18 protein-coding genes and 1 other RNA gene are annotated in these 16,832 nt (G+C 35.4%); 4 read left to right on the plus strand and 15 right to left on the minus strand.

Going from position 1 to position 16,832, the window contains the following annotated elements; translation table 11 throughout:
• Positions 1-81: 81 nt before the first annotated feature.
• The 15 genes from D569_RS0103030 to secG all read right to left on the minus strand — a co-directional run bounded on the left by D569_RS0103030 (position 82) and on the right by secG (position 13,454).
• The gene (locus D569_RS0103030) at positions 82-468 is read right to left on the minus strand and encodes a YidH family protein (protein ID WP_018930925.1); all 387 of its coding nucleotides are present in this window, start codon (positions 466-468) and stop codon (positions 82-84) included.
• Positions 469-952: 484 nt separating this feature from the next.
• Complete coding sequence (locus tag D569_RS0103045; protein ID WP_018930928.1) at positions 953-1,729, minus strand: sulfite exporter TauE/SafE family protein; 777 nt, start codon at positions 1,727-1,729, stop codon at positions 953-955.
• A 52-nt stretch (positions 1,730-1,781) separates the two neighbouring features.
• On the minus strand, positions 1,782-2,009 hold the full coding sequence (locus D569_RS0103050; RefSeq protein WP_018930929.1) for a sulfurtransferase TusA family protein: 228 nt from the start codon (positions 2,007-2,009) through the stop codon (positions 1,782-1,784).
• 48 nt (positions 2,010-2,057) lie between these two features.
• Entirely contained in the window at positions 2,058-3,185 is a 1,128-nt protein-coding gene (locus tag D569_RS0103055; protein ID WP_018930930.1) for an MBL fold metallo-hydrolase, read from the minus strand.
• 103 nt (positions 3,186-3,288) lie between these two features.
• Positions 3,289-3,858 (minus strand): sulfurtransferase TusA family protein, encoded by a 570-nt coding sequence (locus D569_RS0103060; RefSeq protein ID WP_018930931.1) that lies wholly within the window; start codon positions 3,856-3,858, stop codon positions 3,289-3,291.
• Positions 3,859-3,906: 48 nt separating this feature from the next.
• The gene (locus tag D569_RS0103065) at positions 3,907-4,203 is read right to left on the minus strand and encodes a rhodanese-like domain-containing protein (protein WP_018930932.1); all 297 of its coding nucleotides are present in this window, start codon (positions 4,201-4,203) and stop codon (positions 3,907-3,909) included.
• Between the two features lie 101 nt (positions 4,204-4,304).
• Complete coding sequence (locus D569_RS0103070; protein ID WP_018930933.1) at positions 4,305-4,667, minus strand: rhodanese-like domain-containing protein; 363 nt, start codon at positions 4,665-4,667, stop codon at positions 4,305-4,307.
• Between the two features lie 40 nt (positions 4,668-4,707).
• Positions 4,708-5,187: a DsrE/DsrF/DrsH-like family protein gene (locus D569_RS0103075; protein WP_018930934.1), complete on the minus strand. Its 480-nt coding sequence runs from the start codon at positions 5,185-5,187 to the stop codon at positions 4,708-4,710.
• Between the two features lie 1,196 nt (positions 5,188-6,383).
• Positions 6,384-6,791 (minus strand): hypothetical protein, encoded by a 408-nt coding sequence (locus tag D569_RS0103085; RefSeq protein WP_020610685.1) that lies wholly within the window; start codon positions 6,789-6,791, stop codon positions 6,384-6,386.
• Positions 6,788-7,540 carry a hypothetical protein gene (locus tag D569_RS23565; RefSeq protein WP_020610686.1) on the minus strand — a complete coding sequence of 251 codons (753 nt, stop codon included), beginning with the start codon at positions 7,538-7,540 and terminating at the stop codon, positions 6,788-6,790. Before D569_RS23565 ends, D569_RS0103085 begins: the two co-directional genes overlap by 4 nt.
• A gap of 1,313 nt (positions 7,541-8,853) precedes the next feature.
• Positions 8,854-9,193, minus strand: a transfer-messenger RNA (tmRNA) gene (gene ssrA / locus D569_RS23875).
• A 137-nt stretch (positions 9,194-9,330) separates the two neighbouring features.
• Positions 9,331-9,795 carry an SsrA-binding protein SmpB gene (gene smpB, locus D569_RS0103095; protein WP_018930936.1) on the minus strand — a complete coding sequence of 155 codons (465 nt, stop codon included), beginning with the start codon at positions 9,793-9,795 and terminating at the stop codon, positions 9,331-9,333.
• A 152-nt stretch (positions 9,796-9,947) separates the two neighbouring features.
• The gene (rnr, locus tag D569_RS0103100; RefSeq protein ID WP_018930937.1) at positions 9,948-12,227 is read right to left on the minus strand and encodes a ribonuclease R; all 2,280 of its coding nucleotides are present in this window, start codon (positions 12,225-12,227) and stop codon (positions 9,948-9,950) included.
• Between the two features lie 87 nt (positions 12,228-12,314).
• A complete protein-coding gene (locus D569_RS0103105; RefSeq protein WP_018930938.1) occupies positions 12,315-13,055 on the minus strand; it encodes an alpha/beta hydrolase in 741 nt (246 codons plus the stop codon).
• A gap of 168 nt (positions 13,056-13,223) precedes the next feature.
• On the minus strand, positions 13,224-13,454 hold the full coding sequence (gene secG / locus D569_RS0103110; RefSeq protein ID WP_018930939.1) for a preprotein translocase subunit SecG: 231 nt from the start codon (positions 13,452-13,454) through the stop codon (positions 13,224-13,226).
• A 147-nt stretch (positions 13,455-13,601) separates the two neighbouring features.
• Between secG and D569_RS0103115 the strand changes: the two genes are divergently transcribed.
• The 4 genes from D569_RS0103115 to ptsP all read left to right on the plus strand — a co-directional run bounded on the left by D569_RS0103115 (position 13,602) and on the right by ptsP (position 16,832).
• A complete protein-coding gene (locus D569_RS0103115; protein ID WP_018930940.1) occupies positions 13,602-13,799 on the plus strand; it encodes a hypothetical protein in 198 nt (65 codons plus the stop codon).
• A complete protein-coding gene (locus D569_RS0103120; RefSeq protein ID WP_018930941.1) occupies positions 13,789-14,736 on the plus strand; it encodes an alpha/beta hydrolase in 948 nt (315 codons plus the stop codon). The genes D569_RS0103115 and D569_RS0103120 overlap by 11 nt, the downstream gene beginning before the upstream one ends.
• A gap of 103 nt (positions 14,737-14,839) precedes the next feature.
• Positions 14,840-15,109, plus strand: a complete 270-nt coding sequence (locus D569_RS0103125; protein WP_018930942.1) for a phosphocarrier protein HPr — start codon at positions 14,840-14,842, stop codon at positions 15,107-15,109.
• Positions 15,110-15,116: 7 nt separating this feature from the next.
• Positions 15,117-16,832: a phosphoenolpyruvate--protein phosphotransferase gene (ptsP, locus tag D569_RS0103130; protein ID WP_018930943.1), complete on the plus strand. Its 1,716-nt coding sequence runs from the start codon at positions 15,117-15,119 to the stop codon at positions 16,830-16,832.

A 16,832-nucleotide genomic window follows, 5' to 3' on the forward strand; every position in this document is an offset into this window, starting at 1 on the left:
TTTTATAATATACCCTTAAGGGTATATTGTCAAATAAAATAAAAAATAATTATTTCAAACCAGCAACTACTCTTCACCTCTTTAAGGTATTAAAAGAATGGAAAAGTAAATCCCAAATACCACTGCAATTATTATGACAAATAAACCAAGTAAGATAATCGTAAATTTCGGTGCATAGAAGGATTGGTTATTGATTGCATTAATTTTTCTCATATAAGAAACCATTGCCATAATAATTGTAGCTATTCCTAATATTACTGAAGCCATTCCTATGGTATTTGCTAAAAAGTCACCGAAACGAGTCAGGCTAGACTTCATTGTAAAGTGCAAATTGGTAACAAGAAATCCAACACCAATAATAGCAATGGCTGTTCTAATCCAAGCTAACAGTGTTCGTTCATTCGCCATATGTTGTTGAATATATTGTGAATCTTTTGTTGGTTCATTTTGATACTTTTCTTTGCTCATAAAGTAGTCATCTCTTCTTTATCATTTATTCACTAATTAGTATGGTAATAAATATTTTTCTTAATCATATCCTTTTGTTTTAAACAATTATATAAAGCTGTTTAATCAGTAGAAATACGATAAGTTGTATCTTGCCGTTTCTACTGGTTATACATGAAGTACTTGAAATTGTCCGTCACCTAATAATGTACGAATATAGTCAATTTTAACATTATTGAAATAAACAGAGTCTTTTTCACTTATTAAAAACTGAATGCCGTCTTCATTCATTATCAAATCATTATCTGATGCTGACTCCTCCAGAGCCAAGCGAAGCTTTGGACTGGACCAATTCAGTCAATGCCCATCGTCAAACGAACAAAAGGATTCTTCCCTTCTGCTACAAGTGGCTTTATTTCATCTTTAACTTTCGAAAGTGCAGATGGTGTAATCTTAACCATTTGGATTCCTCCTTCCTATTTAAATCCATTTTATCTATCCCATATTAAAATATATCCATCCATATTTTAATAGCGGTTCCTGCTATTAGTAATGCTAATATGACTTGCAACACCTTCGTATTTACCTTCTTGCCAGCATTTGCACCTAGTGGAGAAGCAATTAAACTGGCAATGATCATGATTGCTGCTGGAAAATACTCAACTTGACCCGTTGTAACTTTCCCTATAGTTGCACCGATCGATGAAATAAATGTAATAGCTAATGATGAAGCAATAGTCATACGTGTAGGTATCTTAAGAACTACAAGCATAATTGGAACTAACAAGAAGGCACCAGCAGCACCAACAATTCCTGCTCCAACACCTACAATTAATGCTAGGGCAGCTGCCAACCATTTATTAAATTTCACTTGATCTAAAGGAATATCATCAATTCCTTTTTTCGGAATAAACATCATAATCGCAGCAATTAAAGCTAATATCCCGTAGGTTAAATTTATTCCACCCTCAGATAATAATTTTGAGCCGTAACCACCAATAAAACTCCCTATTAGGATACTAATACCCATATAAGCAATAAGCTTTTTATTTAAATAGCCACCTTTTCGGTATGCCCATACCCCTCCAATAGTTGCAAACAGTACTTGGACAGCACTAATTCCAGATACTTCATGTGCTGTAAATGCCGCCGCACCAAATAAAGGCGGAATATATAAAAGCATTGGATACTTAATAATAGAACCGCCGATGCCTAACATTCCTGAAATATAAGATCCGACAAAGCCAATTAAAAATATAGTAATTATAAAAGCAAAGTCCATTTTTTCTCCCCCTTAAAGTAAAGGGAACCATGTAAATCATGGTCCCCTTCTATTAACCTTTCTTAATCCAAAACTTTAATACGTCATTTTCTTCTGTATCCTTTAAAAGCTCATGCCCCCCAGATTTCGCCCATGCTGCTAGATCACTTTTTGCACCCTTATCTGTTGCGTGAACTTCCAATATTTGGCCAGATTCTAATTCGTTCATTGCCTTCTTTGTTCTTACGATTGGCATCGGGCACGCCAATCCTTTTGCATCTAATACTTTTGTTACGTCCATTTATATTCCTCCTATAATGAGTATTCAGTCATATTATTTTATTAAATATTAACGTACCGCACAGCGGTTTGGTCCAATTTCCATTTCTCTTTGCTTCTCTTCTTCCGGTGTTACTTTACCCATATTTGTTTCACGAATTTCTTGATAAGCGTTCGGTTGAGGTGGCAAGTTTTCCGTCACTAATCTTCTAAATTCAGATTCATCTTCAATGTTTAGTCCGTGGTTCTTTGCAAATAGTGTTCCTAGTTTTTCAGCCACACTACCATCCACGTTTAATTCATCAATAATCATAAAGTGTGCTGGTAAAACAACTAATTCCTCTGATAATTCTCTATAGCGAGAATATAAGCTCTCTCTTAAGTCACCAACCCAGTCTTCAGCCTTCCCAGCTAAGTCAGGTCTGCCGATTGAATCGATGAACAAGATATCACCAGATAATAAGAATTTCTCATCTACGACAAAAGATGTAGAACCAATTGTGTGTCCAGGTGAATATAGTGCATGAATATCAATAGCAGTGTTACCGATTGTTACTACACTTCCACCTTCTAATGCTGCATATTCGAAGTTTACTTCTTGAGCATCTTTCGGAGGCAACCAATATGTTGCACCTATTTGTTCAGCAATTTTTCTTCCTCCTGAGATGTGATCTGCGTGAAGGTGGGTATCAAACACGTTTGTAATTTTTACCTCTTTACTTGTCGCGAAATCAATGAAAATATCTGTCATACGTGTTGCATCAATGATTGCAGCTTCCCCATTTGAAATAACCATGTAAGAAAGACAACCTTTCCCAATACGGACAAACTGATAAACTTCTCCACCATCTTTTAAATCCCCGACTTTAACGGGTTCTAAGTGCTCACTCCAAGCTTTCATACCACCTTGTAAATAAGACACTGTTAATCCTGCTTCAGATAGCATTTCTGCTACCATTACAGAAGAGCCTTCTTTGGCACAAACAACTAAGATTTCTTTATTAGAAGGAATCTTTTCTAGAATTTCTTCTACTCCATCTAAAAGTTCAAAATAAGGAATGTTGAAGTATTCAAAGTTTTCTCCTTCAATCTTCCAGTCTTCAAATGCATCTTCATTTCGAACATCTAAAATAAATAACTCTTCTTTATTAAAAACCTTCTGTGTCACTTCATGTGCTGTCATCATTTTTACAGTCATTCTTTTACCCCCTAAGGTATTATTTTTCACAAAAAAATTTTTTAGTTTTTTAAAGCATTCATAATACTACTTGGATCAAAACCTAAAACCCACTTACCATTCACTAGTTTTCTATTTTTGTTGTTTCTCCCGTCCACTGACTCATACCTGGTAATACATTAATTACATTTTCAAAACCACTATCCACCAATTTTTGTGCGGCTAAATCGCTTCTACTTCCAGTACGGCATACAACATAGATTTCATCTTCTTTTTTTAACTCGTTCATACGGTCTTCCAATTCCCCTAACGGGATTGAAACTGCACTTGGAATGTGATTAAAGGCATATTCTGCTGACTCCCTCACATCAAGAACCACAATATCTTCAGATAACTTTGATGCTAGTTCTTCATTTGTAGCAGTATTAGAATGTTGCTTTTCAACCGTTTCTTCATCGGATGATTTTCTTAAATAATGTTTTAGAGTGTCACCTTCCTCTAGTGTACCTAAATATTGGTGACCGGCACTGTTGGCCCACGCCTCGATATCAGCTTTTGATCCTTTATCAGTTGCTTGCACCTCAATCACTTGCCCTGCTTCTACATCTTTCATTGCTTTTTTTGTTTTCACAATCGGCATCGGGCAAGCTAGACCCTTCGCATCCAACACCACATTTACTTTGAATAAATCCATATCATAACCCCCTAATACCTATATAGGTATATTTGCATTCAAAAAAAATTATTCTGTTTCGCCTTCCCACGCTAGCATTCCGCCAGTCATGTTAATTACGTTAAATCCTTGGCCTTCTAAAAACTGTGCGGCACGACCACTTCTACCACCAGAACGACAAACCATAATATATTCCTTTGATTTTTCTAACTCATGCATTCGAAATTCTAATAAACCTAGCGGGATATTTAGTGCTCCTGTTATTTTCCCTTGTGCTACTTCGTCAACTTCACGCACATCAATAATATTTAAGTCTTTATTTTCTTCTACTAAATTTTGTAATTCTTTTGTTGAAATTTCTTTCATAATAACATTCTCCTTTCTTATATTTGAATTCTTATTATATAGAGAATAGGTATCAGTGTGTTAAGTACGCTCTCCCTCACACTGAATACTATTCACTCAGACTATCTCCAGGTATTCATGCCACCTTTAACATTTGTTACATTGGTGAATCCTAATTTCTTTAGAACTTTTGATGCTTTTTGACTTCTCATCCCACTTTGACAAATTACAACTACCTCTTTATCAGTTGAAAGTTCATATGTTGCTTTTTTCCCTAGTGTATGAAGTGGAATATTTTTAAAACCTCTAATATTATTCCCTTTAAATTCTGCTGGTGTTCGCACATCAACAAATTGCTTATTTTTATCTTTTAGTTCTGTTTTGAGTTCCGTTGTTGAAATATTTTTAATTCCTCTAACGGGAATAAATCGTTTTACAATAAAGAAGAATAATAACACATAAATAACATAATTTAAATATTCCATTTTATCGTCCTCCAACTAATGAAGAAAAAATCCATCATTTTTATATAAACAAGTTTACATTTCCATCTTCTGCGTCACCAAGATAAGCTGCAACCCCTGCATAATCAATACCCTCTAATAGTTCTTCTTTTTGAAGTCCTAATAAATCCATTGTCATTGTGCATGCTACTAGTTTTACATCCTGTTCCTTTGCCATTTCAACTAGATCTGGCAATGGCATTGCATTATGCTTTTTCATTACATCTTTAATCATCTTTGGACCGAAACCAGCAAAGTTCATTTTGGATAGTCCCATTTTATCTGCGCCTCTTGGCATCATTTTTCCAAACATTTTTTCCATAAAGCCTTTTTTCACTTCAATATTTTCATCTTTTCTTAGAGCATTTAATCCCCAAAACGTATGAAAAATAGTAACTTCATGATCATAGGCAGCTGCACCATTCGCAATAATATATGCTGCCATTGCTTTGTCGTAATCACCACTGAATAGAACAATAGTTGTTTTTTTCTTTTCTGACATGTTAATCCCCCTATTTTTTGTGTGTATTTATAATACAGTTACCCCTATGGGTATTTATAATAATAAAATAAAAATGGGTGTCAACCCTTTTATCAAATCGTACAAATGAACTGCGGCTTCCGTCTTGCAAAACCTATAATATACCCTTGTAGGTATTTTGTCAACAATGAATTTCTAAATAATTTATTATTAGTGTTTACCCTACAAGGATTCATTACAATTCGTATCTGTTTTTTTCTTCCTAGAAATGGTGTTTATCCCTCCTTCAATATAATTAATAAAAGAAACCATTTCTGTACGAAAAAAAGTCTCTCCAAAATTGTCTTTACCTCTTTATTACACATAATTTCTCTCTCTGGATCGAACCTAATACCCCGCAAGGTATGTAAAGGCAATTATAAAACGGAAATTTTAAATTTGCAATGTAAACAAATCAACACAAATAAAGAAGGTCCCAGATGATAACATCCGAAACCTTCTTTCGTTTATCTTTTTGTTGGCTATATTGGTATTTATTTGCCTTCCTTCTTAGAATTACTTGAGTTCTATATGTAAACTAATCTTCAGCATTCTAAGGAAAAACGTTTCTTCCTAATATAAAGGTCCTTTTCTTTTATGTGACAAGTATTTTAACAACGTGGCAAAAATACTTGCGAAACTTTCTGGTTTTTCAAGTCTATTAGATAATTTTATCCCCGGTCTATTCGAATACAAGCAAAGAAACAGCTAAAAGTTGGCACGCAGAAATATAAAAGCAGTAACTTCGTTCACCAGATTATAAGTTTATCAATTCCTATCTTTTACTTTGGGCTTAAAATTTTCGTATAATTCCTTGACACTTATACAGTATTTTCTATAGATTTTACTGGGCAATCTGAATGAAATTAGTATTCCTTGGTTTATTTTTCCTTTTTATTGCACTCTCTGGTTTATTATTGTTTATTTATTGTTCGACTTTATTCACCCTTTTGGTCCTCCCCCGTTTCTACATCAGCCTTTTTTGTTTGAGGCTTTGGTCTTTTATTATCCAAGACATACGGCATATTATATTTAAATCCCTTCCAAAAGCCATCTTTATTTGCGAAATAATACCCCTCAAAAGTTGGTGCCTCCCTGGGTTTATCATATATAAATGCCGTTTTAATCAATAGATGTTTTTTCCATAATTCCCATCCTTAAATGTACGTGTAATTCATTTACCAATCCATATTTGCATTTCGCTCAAAAATTGCACTTTCATCTTCAATGTACTTTTCAACAGTCTTGTTTGATTGAAGAATTTCATTGTATACATGAACTGAGCTATCATCATAATACACATCTATTCCAGCATCCACAATCATTATACAGCGTTTCAAGTGAACATCTTTATCGATATCTTGTTTAAAGTCATCAATAATTTTACAAATATCCTCAAAGCTTTGCTTTTCTATTGGTACAAACGAATAATGAACACTTTTATTGTATTTTGACAACAACACCGGTACAGCACCTACTCCTTCTAATTGAATATTTGCTGACTCTCCATTTTTTTCAAAGCCTCCATGACTAATGACATTCCTGTATCTATCTTTGATATTTTTTAGCTCTTGGAGATGCTTCATAAATCATCTATATTGAATATTTGCTTATATTTTCCAATCCAATTGGCAGTCATAAAATTACTAATAGCAATCACATTTCGATCGTATCCGTTCATTGGTAATAAGAGGACACATAAATGTTCTAAAAAGCTAAAATAAGCATCAAGCATAGCTTGTCCATAATAAAAGCCTTCTTTTGTTCTTTGGCTTCTGTTGTTTAGAAATGATGCCAAACCAATTTCGCCATTTATTACTGGAACGTTATCATTCTGAAAAACTTCATTGGCTTTTTTTCTAAAAAACAGATATCTTTCGTTAAATTTATGAAATTGATTTTCGATAGTAATGTTTCCCTTTTCCACTTGCTCTGTTGCAATTGGTTCTAATAGCTCATCTGCTATCTTAATCATTTTAATTACTTGTATCAGCATATCCCTTTCAATCTCATGATTGGATTTATCATCATAAGAAAGAATTTTCAATCCAAATTTTTCATGAGAAAATGCAAATGAACAACCTTTGTATTTGAAAGGAAGGAACCATGCTACTTTTTCAAACGGTTCCACAAGATAATCAAATTTTAAAATCGAACCAAAAGTTATGAAAACCATATATGGAAACGGCTTTTCTATACCGTTAATATTAACTTGTCTCTTTGCATTAAACCATCCATCAAGATTAAGTAAGTCTTCGTTTTCTTCAAAATATTTTGCTAGTTGTTCGAGAGCTCCCCACTTTTTATTGCCTTTTAATTTTCCAATATCAACCAACGAAAACCATCCTTTATATCTAACATCTCTGTCAGTAGTATTATTCAATATATAAATTCTAACAGAATTTCCCTGCCACTGATATAACCTTGTCAGCTAAGATTTCCTATTGTTTAACTTTCTCTTCTTCATCAAGTAAACTCCCTTTTAGATTAAGTACTTCTTTCTACTGCACAGTAATTGTCTACTACGTAATACAAGAGTTAAGCTGAGCCATGTGTAAAAACTGATTATAAAATAAAATATTAAATCTTTTATCACCAGAGAAACCGCAGTGGTAAACAGTCTGTAGTTCTTTGGTACACTTCGGGTCATTTTGTGGTAAAAGCTATGCCAGAGGTGGTACATTTCAGTGGTCGTATTAAACCGACTTACTCCTTGTTGTTCTCTTTTAGTGTTCAACAATATCCTAAAGTCAACACTGCGATTATGATTTATTAAAAAGTTAACAAAATAAGAATTTAAATCCAGTTCCCTATAGATGTAAGAATATTTGGAGATTTATGTGATATAAATTTATTGATAGTTCAACAATATAATTAGTAATAAAAGTATCGAAAACGCTTTATTTACCCCGACATATATTCTGGGACCAATAAACAAAGGCTGAGAGAAAAAAGAAACTCTTTAATCTCCCAGCCTATCCAAACGCTCTTAATTTTAATGTATCAAGTTTTTCTTTTTCCATCTTTATTCGCTAATTTCCAATTAGATTGTGTCGATTCTAAATCATCTTTCTCTCTTTCAAAGAAAAAGATTGATTTTGTGCGATACATAAGATGGAATACTTTTAAAAAAACCCGAATTTATTTAAATAAACAATATTGAACCACCAAAAGTTTGTGGATTTTCGTTGTAGCAATAGTTTATGCTTATTTGAATATATTATGGTAGTTCACAATAAATTATCAAGAATAAGATTGCATAAAGTATATTCAAGCATAAGCTTTCATTTTATGAAAATTTATGCTTGAAGTAACAAAAACCAATAAAAAAACCACCAATTATGTATTGGTGGAGACGGTGGGACGTGCTATTCCATGCTTTCGTCATGGCACTGACTATATCTTGAACCTGCATAGTCTGATCAGGTTCCTCGGCGTATTATGCAAAATTTAGATTTACTTTCTTAGCAATGAAAGTAGCATTTTGCATCCTAGTACTACCTAAAAAGGTAGCCTATAAGTCGATACACGGCTGTTGGATTACTCCACATACCGCTCGGTATTGCCTTATTACCATAATGGCAACGTAGGTTTCACCGATAAAGCCGAATTTTCACTTATGTGTTACCACATAAGGCGACTATTTTCTAATCGAACCCACGTCCAAGGATATCGCCACTCAGGCGTCTACACGCATAGTTGGTATATTACGCATTCGCTAGCTCTTCTGCCTACCAACAGGCGTCCGAGTAGCTAGTCTGATTAATCTCTTCTGCCGATCCACAGACGGAGGATGGCAGCGTAGCCCACTAATAAGTGAGACCCTTCAATCTACCACATGGGCGATGATAGGAAGGATCCTTTAACAGTGCTTACGCAGCTGCTAAAGAGTAATTGTTTTCTTTGCCAGTTATTATTGGCGATAACGTTTTACGAGACGTAACCTCGACGCGCAACCTGAGCTCGATCTACCCCTGTCGAATCCGTAACGTCCCCATATTAAGAATATAAGGGTCCACGGACAAGAGCAATCTTACTCGCTCTTATTCAATTATAGATGTCCTGCCGATAATTAATATTATACCATAAATTATATGGAATTCAAGATAACTCTCTTGGTAAATTTTAGTTCAATCGATCTTTGATTGCCCGATCCATATCACGCTTGGCCTGTTTCTGTTTTAAATCTTCTCGTTTATCATATTTCTTTTTCCCTTTTCCTAAACCAATAAGGACCTTGGCAAAACCATTTTTAATATAGATTTTCAATGGAATAATCGAATACCCTGCTTGCTGACTTTCTCCAATTAACTTATCGATTTGCTTCCGATGTAATAACAATTTTCGAGCACGAGTAGGCTCATGATTATAACGATTTCCCTGCTCATATGGTGAAATGTGCATATTGTTAATATATGCTTCCCCTTGTTTAATCGTTGCAAAACTGTCTTTTAGGTTAACTCGTCCTGCTCGGATTGATTTTATCTCCGTTCCTTGGAGGACAAGGCCAGCTTCATATGTTTCTTCTATAAAGTAATCATGATTTGCTTTTTTATTTTGCGCGATTACTCTTCCATCATTTTTTCCCATAATCCGTTCCTCCTATTGCTACGTAAAGCCTATTTTAACAAAAAATCGAGAAACGTGCGAATGGTTAGTTAAAATTTTCTAAGAAAGATTGATTCTTTCCCAACCTTCAACAGCTGGAATTAGCAAGATCCCAGCTGCATCGGTAAAATTAATCATTTATTCTTCTTCTTTTTACTACCTTTTTTCTTTTTCTTGCCATTTGCTACTGATTTTTGAGATTTTTTTGCTGTCTTCTTTAATCCACCATTACCACGCTTGGCATTGATGACTTTTTCTTCTTTAGAAGGTTTCTTTTTTCTTGGTGACATTCCAACAATCTCAAAGTCAACAGCGCGTTCATCTAGATTGACTTGTGCAACTTTTATCGTGATGGCATCACCTACTTGAAATACATTACCGGTTCTTTCCCCGATCATTGCATAAGCCCGCTCGTCAAAATGATAATAGTCATCCGTTAAATAGCTAACATGCACAAGACCTTCCACCGTATTTGGCAGTTCTACAAACAGACCAAAGTTTGTAACAGAGCTAATCACACCTTCGTACTCTTCCCCTATTTTATCTTGCATGTATTCTGCTTTTTTCAAGTCATCTACTTCACGTTCAGCATCCACTGCAGCTCTTTCTTTTAAGGAAGCTTGTTTGGCAATGACTGGCATCTTGTCTTTCCAGTGCTGCCTTGTCTGTTCATCTAATTTGTTTTCGATGAGATAGGTCCTGATTAACCGATGAACAATTAAGTCCGGATATCTTCGGATCGGTGAAGTAAAATGCGTATAAAACTCAGTTGCTAACCCAAAATGTCCGATCCCCTGCGGATCATATTTCGCTTGTTTCATCGAGCGTAACATTAGTTTAGAAATAATCATATCTTCATCTGTTCCCGCTACTTCATCTAAAACATTTTGTAATGCTTGCGGGTGGATTTCATTCGATGTTCCTTTCACGACATAACCGAATCTTGCAATAAATTCAAAGAATGTTTGCAGTTTAGACGGGTCTGGATCTTCGTGGATACGATGAATAAAAGGAACGTCCATCCAGTGAAAATGCTCTGCTATTGTTTCATTGGCACATAACATAAACTCTTCAATTAATCGTTCTCCTACTGAACGCTCTCGAATCACAACGTCTTGTGCTTTTCCTTCGTCATTTACTAATACTTGTGCTTCTTTAAAATCAAAGTCAATCGCACCTCGTCCAAATCGTTTTCCTCTTAATATCTCGGCTAAATCTTCCATATCTTTAAACATAGGCACTAATGCTTGATAACGATCGATCGTTTCCTGATCATTATCAACTAATATTTGATTGACCGCTTTATACGTCATTCTTTCGGTTGTTTTAATGACTGCCTGGAAAATTTCGTGATTGACTACTTCACCTTTCGGACTAATTTCCATATCACAGCCTAATACGAGACGATCAACTTGTGGATTTAATGAACAAATACCATTAGATAAACGGTGTGGGATCATTGGAATAACTCGGTCAACCAAGTAAACACTTGTGCCGCGCTCAAAAGCTTCCTTATCAATAGGAGAATCTTCTTTTACATAATGAGTCACATCAGCAATGTAAACTCCTAATTTGTAATTACCATTGTCCAATCTTTTAACTGTTACCGCATCATCTAAATCCTTCGCATCTGCTCCATCAATTGTAACAATTGTTTCATCTCTTAAGTCACGACGCCCTTGTACATCTTTTTCGCTTATTTCCTCGGAAATATTTTCCGCTTGTTCTAGTACTTCTGGTGGGAAATCGATCGCAATACCATTTTTATAAATGATCGATAAAATATCCATTCCAGGATCATATTTATGCCCTAGGATCTCCACCACACTTCCTTCAGCACTCATTCGACCTTCTGGATATTTGGTGATTTCAACAATAACTTTATGACCGTCTACAGCGCCTTTTGCTTCTCCTTTCGGTACAAAGATATCATTTGGTATTCGTTTGTCATCTGCGATAACAAAACCGAATGCACCGTTATCTTCATACGTACCGATAATTTCTTTCGTATAACGTTCAATAATCCTAACGACGACGCCTTCCGCTCTTTTTCCATCATCATCACGTCGATCGACACGGACAAAAACCTTATCTCCATTCATAGCAGACGCTAAATCGGCATGATTAATATACACATCCTCCATTCCCTCATCATCCGGGATTAAGAAGGCAAATCCTTTCGCATGCATTTGAATCGTTCCACGGATTAAATTCATTTTTTCTGGTAAGCCATAGCGATTTTTTCGTGTTCGAATTAATTCACCTGATTCCTCCAGATCGTTTAAAGCCTTCATTAATTCTGTAAATTGATCCGCGCCTTCCAATTCTAGAACCTCTTCAATTTCCTGTACCGACAAAGGCTTTGTAGCATTTTCATTAAAATAGTCTCGTATTTGTTGTTGTAATGATTCCATATCGTCACCTCTTTCTCTATTTTCTGCTTTAAAAGTAAGTATATACAGAGATGTCTAGTTCCAGTTGTTTTTCTTATAGTATGGCTATTACCAGTCCAGTGATTCTAAAAATGCAGCCACATCTTCATGTAATTGTTCTTTATCCTTGCTAAATGTAATTGCATGTCCTGCATTTTCATACCATTTAATCTGTTTATTATCAGATTCTACATTTTCATAAATATAATTCGCACTTTCCGGATTAATCATTTCATCGTTTGTTGCTTGTACTACGAAAGTCGGCGTGTAAATCATATCTACATTTTCCTTAACACGTGTAATTGACGTTTCAATTTCTCGAAAAAGTTCTTTTGAATCTTCTAATAATTGCTCTACCTCTTCTTCGATTTTGTCATCTTCTTTTCCTTCTAATTGTTTATACTCTTTAGCAAATTTTCGGAAACCTATTGTTAATTGCTGCTCATTGTCAAAGTACATCGGCGAACACATCGTTACTACTCCTTGTAGTGGTGTATTCCCTGCTAACCGTAAAGCTAATACTCCTCCAAGCGATAAACCTACAACTGCAATTTTTTGATAACCATTATCTTTAAGATGTTGATAAGCTTGTTGAACATCTTCCCACCATTGTTCAGCAGTAACACCTATTAATTTTTCCGGAGACTTGCCATGCCCTCGGTAGATCGGTGCATAACATGTATACCCTTCACCATTTAAATATCTTCCAAGCATTCTCATATCTGCTGAATGACCAGTAAAACCATGTAATAATAATACCGCACGTTCGTCTCCTTCAAACATAAATGGTTCTGGTTGTTTCATCTTCATTTCTATGTAGACTCCTTTCATCAAGCAAGACAGTTGGACTGCCCACATCCTATTAATGTATATTTCCCTTTAATCTTTTTCACATTCCTTTAATGTTGAAACAAAAACATCCTCTGCATTTTTGCAAAGGATGTTTTATTGATGCTATATTAATTTGTCCTTTATTGATTATAATAGATAAGCAATAGCAAAAGTAAGAACAAATAGTAATACACCCGTGATGACTGTTCCACGGTGTAATACTGCATCGACACCTCTTGCTTTTTGCTTCCCGAATAATTGCTCGGCGCCACCTGAAATAGCTCCAGATAGTCCTGCACTCTTTCCGGACTGTAATAATACAAATACGATTAATACGATGGCATCAATAATTAACAAAGTCATTGCAACGGTTAACATGTTGCAAACCCCCCTTAGACGTACAAATACATATTTACAATGTAGCAAAAAGTATACCAAATAGCAAGAAGTTTCTACTAATCATCCCCCTAGTGATATAATAAGAAGAAATATGAAATAGTGAAAGGACCATAACGAGACTGGATAATGTTTGTAGAGCGGACATTTAATCCTTTATTCGAGTCATTTCAGCTTACATTTGCGTTATTTTCAATGAATAGCGGAATAGATGTCCGCATGAACCATTACAGTAATTTTGTCACCGATAACGGAACAAATGTCCGCATTCCACTCAGATTTATCGGACCAGCTATAGAAAAGGAGGGTAAACAAGGTGAAGAGTGATTCTTTTTGGTTTCGTACCAATGATGACCATGAACTTTTCGTTAAGCGCTGGCAAGGCAGCTCGTCACCAAAGGCAATTATTCAAATTGCTCATGGCATGGTCGAACATATCGAACGGTACCAGAGCTTTGCGACATACTTAACAGCACACGGATTTACAGTCTATGGTCATGATCATCGTGGACATGGTCACACTGGTGATCATGCAAACGCACTTGGCTATTTTGCTGATGCAAACGGGTTTGATCGTGTCGTACAAGATTGCATCGAACTGACAGAGATGATTGAAGCTAAACATCCACAAATCCCGATTTTTCTTATTGGACATAGTATGGGATCCTTTATTAGTAGAAGATATATCACGTTAGCACCTGAACGTTTAACAGGAGTTATTCTCGTTAGTACAGGTTTCCAACCAAACGGTTTATTGAAAATTGCCAAACAACTTGCTAAAACAGTCGGTCATATCAAAGGAAAAAATAGAGAAGCAAAATTAATGAATAAACTTACTTTTTTCGGCTATAACAAAAATACAGATAATCAAACGACTTTTGATTGGATATGTTCCGATCAAAATGAAGTTGAAAAATATCAACAAGATAAATGGTGTGGCTTTACCCCGAGCAATCAGTTTTTTTACGATTTGTATACTGGATTACAATTAATTCAATCGAAAGATACAACCGATACCATTCCAAAAGATCTTCCATTGTATTTTATAAGTGGAAAAGAAGACCCAGTTGGACAATATGGACAAGGTGTACAAAAAGCGGTTGCATTTTACCGTTCTATAGGTTTGGAACATGTTGACTATCATTTATATGAAAACGGCAGGCACGAAATTTTAAATGAAACCAATAAAAAAGAGATATTTCACGATATTGTCACATGGATTGAAAAGCAAATGGCTTGTCACAACTTTACACAATCTTTATAATAAGCATGTTACTTTATAATTTTCCTTGAAATATAACCTATAGAAAGAGTAAAATTAGGTTGTAGTACTATCTAAATATAATTTTATTAGGAGGTTTTTCTTTATGGCAGTAGAAAAAACAGTAACAATTACAGATGAAACAGGAGTTCACGCACGTCCAGCAACAGTACTAGTGAATAAAGCAGGTAGCTTTGCATCTGATATGAACTTAGAATATAACGGGAAATCCATTAACTTAAAATCTATTATGGGTGTTATGTCTCTAGGTATTCCTCAAGGTGCTGAAATCAAAATCGTTGCAGACGGTTCTGATGAACAAGAAGCACTAGACGCAGTGGTTGAAGTTATCAAATCAGAAGGTCTAGGAGAGTAATTCATACATGAGTCAATTAACAGGTATAGCAGCATCTAATGGAATTGCGATTGCTAAAGCTTACAAACTCGCTATTCCAGACCTTTCTTTTGACAAAAAGAAAGTAGATGATACAACAAATGAAATTGAGCGCTTAACGAAAGCGTTAGAAGTTTCTAAATCAGAATTAGAAAAAATTAAAGAGCATGCTCGTACCTCCTTAGGAGACGAGCATGCGGAAATTTTTTCTGCTCATTTACTAGTACTAGGTGATCCTGAGCTCATTAATCCAATCAAGGATAAGATTGAGTCAGAACAAGTCAATGCGGAATTTGCATTAGATGAAACAGCACAAATGTTTATTGACATGTTCGAAAATATGGACAATGAATATATGAGAGAACGTGCTGCTGATATTAAGGATGTTACGAAACGAGTAATGGCACATTTATTAGAGGTTTCCTTCCCGAATCCTGCCTTAATAGATGAAGAAGTAATTGTCATTGCGGAAGACTTAACTCCATCTGATACGGCACAATTAAATAAACAATTTGTGCAAGGTTTTACAACGAATATTGGTGGTCGTACTTCTCACTCCGCCATCATGGCTCGCTCTTTAGAAATTCCAGCAGTAGTTGGAACCAAAACGATTACAGAGCAAGCAAAAGAAGGAGACATCTTAATCGTCGATGGTATTGATGGTGCTGTCATTATCAATCCAACAGAAGATGAAGTGCAAGAATATCGAAAGAAACAAGAAAATTTTGAAAAGCAAAAACAAGAATGGGCTAAACTGAAAGATGAGCCTACTGTTTCTAAAGACGGTACACATGTTGAATTAGTAGCTAACATTGGAACACCAAACGATGTAGAAGGTGTTATCAACAATGGTGGTGAAGGTGTTGGTTTATATCGTACCGAATTCTTATACATGGGTAAAAATGAACTTCCAACAGAAGATGAGCAATTTGAAGCTTATAAATCGGTATTGGAACAAATGGGAGACAAGCCTGTAGTCGTTCGCACACTGGATATCGGTGGAGATAAAGAGCTTCCATATTTAGAATTACCGGATGAAATGAACCCATTCCTTGGCTATCGTGCCATCCGTCTTTGTCTAGAACGTGATGATATTTTCCGTACGCAACTACGCGCACTACTTCGTGCAAGTACATACGGAAATTTAAAAATTATGTTCCCAATGATTGCAACACTGGATGAATTCCGTCAAGCAAAAGCTATTCTCTTGGAAGAAAAAGAAAACTTGACGAATGAAGGAACAGAAGTATCAGAGAATATCGAAGTTGGTATTATGGTTGAGATTCCTTCTACTGCAGTTATTGCACGTCAATTTGCCAAAGAAGTTGACTTTTTCAGTATTGGAACAAATGACTTAATTCAGTATACATTAGCAGCTGACCGTATGAATGAACGAGTAAGCTACTTGTACCAACCATATCACCCAGCAATCCTTAACCTTGTCAATAATGTGATTGAAGCAGCACATGCCGAAGGTAAATGGGCTGGAATGTGTGGGGAAATGGCTGGTGATTCCATCGCCATTCCGATTCTACTTGGATTAGGTCTTGATGAATTTAGTATGAGTGCAACATCCATCTTGCCTGCTCGTACACAAATTAAAGACCTATCAAAAGAAGAAATGGCTTCATACAAGGATCAGCTTCTAAGCATGGATACAGCAGATGAAGTAGAAACATTTGTCCGTGAAAAAACGAATCAATAA

The sequence above is a fragment of the Gracilibacillus lacisalsi DSM 19029 genome (genome assembly GCF_000377765.1).
Taxonomy (GTDB): Bacteria; Bacillota; Bacilli; order Bacillales; family Amphibacillaceae; genus Gracilibacillus; species Gracilibacillus lacisalsi.